Source organism: Microbacterium sp. Bi128 (genome assembly GCF_918698205.1).
The window spans coordinates 1-2340 of record NZ_CAKKMM010000785.1; the positions used below are offsets into that span (position 1 = coordinate 1).

Consider the following 2340-nt stretch of genomic DNA (forward strand, 5'->3'; position numbering starts at 1 on the left):
GCGCCGGAGGGGTGCAGGCTACCCGGTGTTGCGCAGCCCGGCGGCGACTCCGTTGACCGTGATCAGCATGGCCCGCTGGAGCCGTTCGTCGATCTCGGCCCCGGTCATGCCCGCCGCGGCCTCGGCCCGGACGCGGCGCAGCAGTTCCACCTGCAGGTAGCTGATGGGGTCGAGGTACTGGTCCCGGATCTCGAGGGAGCGCTTCAGGGTGGGCTGGGCATCGAGGATCACGTGCTCGCCGGTGAGGTTCTGGATCTCCTCGACCGTGAGATCGTATTCGGCCCGGATGGCACGGAACAGGTGGTGCAGTTCCGCCGGCACCAGGGTGGAGACGTAGTAGCCGGCAATGTCCATGTCCGTCTTCGCCAGGGTCATCTCAACATTGGAGAGCACCGAGCGGAAGAAGTGCCAGCCCTCGATCATCTCCTTGAGCTGGGCCGAGTTACCGGCCTCGCGGGCGGCTTTGAGGCCGGAGCCCACACCGAACCAGCCCGGCACGATCTGGCGCGACTGTGTCCAGCCGAACACCCACGAGATGGCGCGGAGCCCTTCGAGCGCGGCGCCCGAGTCGGGGCGCTTGGACGGACGCGACCCGATGTTGAGGGAACCCAACTGCTCCACCGGGGTGGAAGCCATGAAGTAGGCGGGCAGATCCGGGTCATCAATCAGCGTGCGGTAGCGCGCAAACGCGGCGTCGGAGACGGTTTCCATGACGTGGCCGTAGCGCACGCGCTGGTCCTCCGAGGTGCGCGGGGTGCGGTGCAGCGCCGAGCCCTGCAGTACCGCGGCCAGAGAGAGTTCGAGGTTTTCTCGGGCCAGCTCCGGCAGGGAGTACTTGTCCGAGATGACCTCGACCTGCTCGGTGAACTTGATCTCGCCCTCGAGCACGCCGTTGGGCTGGGCCATGATTGCATCATAGGTCGGCCCGCCGCCGCGGCCCACCGAGCCGCCGCGGCCGTGGAAAAGGCGCACGCGGACGCCGTGCTTGGCGGCCACGTCGCGGAGCTTGCGCTGGGTCTTGTAGATTTCCCACTGGCTCGTCATGACGCCGGATTCCTTGTTGGAGTCCGAGTAGCCGAGCATGATTTCCTGCACGTCGCCGCGGAGCCGGACGAGCTCGCGGTAGGAGGCATCGGAGAGCAGCCGGTCCACGATCTCGGCCGAGGCGCGGAGTTCGTCGACTGTCTCCAACAGCGGCGCGAAGCCGATCTTGGCGTAGGGCGCCTCGCCGAACAGGCTGACCAGGCCGGCCTCGCGGGCCAGCACGGCCGCGGCCAGGACGTCGTCCGCGCCGCGGGTCATGGAGATGATGTAGGTCTCGATCACGTCCGGGCCGTAGGTGCGCAGGGCCCGCCGGATCTCCCGGAAGACGTCGTAGGTGCCGTCGGCGACGCCGTCGAGCTTGATCGGATGGCCGGAGAGCGGGCGCCGGGACGCAAGTTCGGAGCCCAGCACCTCGAGCCGCTCGGCGCGGCTGAGTTCCGCGTACCGGACACCGGGCCCGCCAAGGCGGTCCATGAGCTGCCCGACGGCGTCGTGGTGGTGGTCGGCGTGCTCGCGGATGTCGAGGGTGGCCAGGTGCAGGCCGAAGGAGGCGATGGCGCGGCGGACCCGGGACAGGGCGCCGTCGGCGGCGAGGGCCGCGTGGTGGTTCCGCAGCGACCGTTCGAGCAGGCCGAGCTCGGCGAGGAGCTCCGCGGTGGCGGTGTAGTCGCGGCCGGGCTCGTGCGCGGATCCGGCCGCGACCCGGCGGCCGGTGTTGATCAGCTTGGCCTTGATGCAGGTGAGTTTGAGCCGGTAGGGCTCCTGAGCGTTCAGCTCGAGGACGCGGCGGTCCAGGCCAGGCAGGTTCCCCAGGTCGACGTCGATCGAGTCCAGGAGCTCCTGGTCCGCCCCGGCCAGCGCAGTCGAGTTGGACAGGATGGAGATGAGCCCGTCGATCAGGCCGATGCTGATCCGAACGGCGTGCTGGTTCTGGATCTGGAGGATTTCGCGGGTGACGGCGGCGGTGACGTTGGGGTTGCCGTCGCGGTCCCCGCCGATCCAGGAGCCGAAGCGGATCGGGGCCTTCTGTGGCGGCAGCGTGACGCCGTGCTCGGCAAGCAGCTCGGAGAGGTCCGAGAGCATTTCCGGCATGGCGTCGCTAAGGATGCCGGTGAGGTAATAGATGGCGTTCCGGGCCTCGTCCACGGGGGTGGGCCGGACCTGGCGGAGCTCGTCCGTCTGCCACATCTGGTCGATCACTTCGGACAGGTGGCGGTCCTGGCGGCGGCGCGCGGAGGTGCCCTCCGCCGTGGATTCGGACAGGATGTCCGAGAGCCGGCGGATTTTGTCCAGCAC

General features: G+C 69.0%; 1 protein-coding gene. It reads right to left on the reverse strand.

The genetic code is table 11. From position 1 onward, the window contains the following. Positions 1-18: 18 nt before the first annotated feature. Positions 19-2340: phosphoenolpyruvate carboxylase (locus LQV45_RS26220; protein WP_230009610.1), on the reverse strand; the 2322-nt coding region annotated here is incomplete at its 5' end.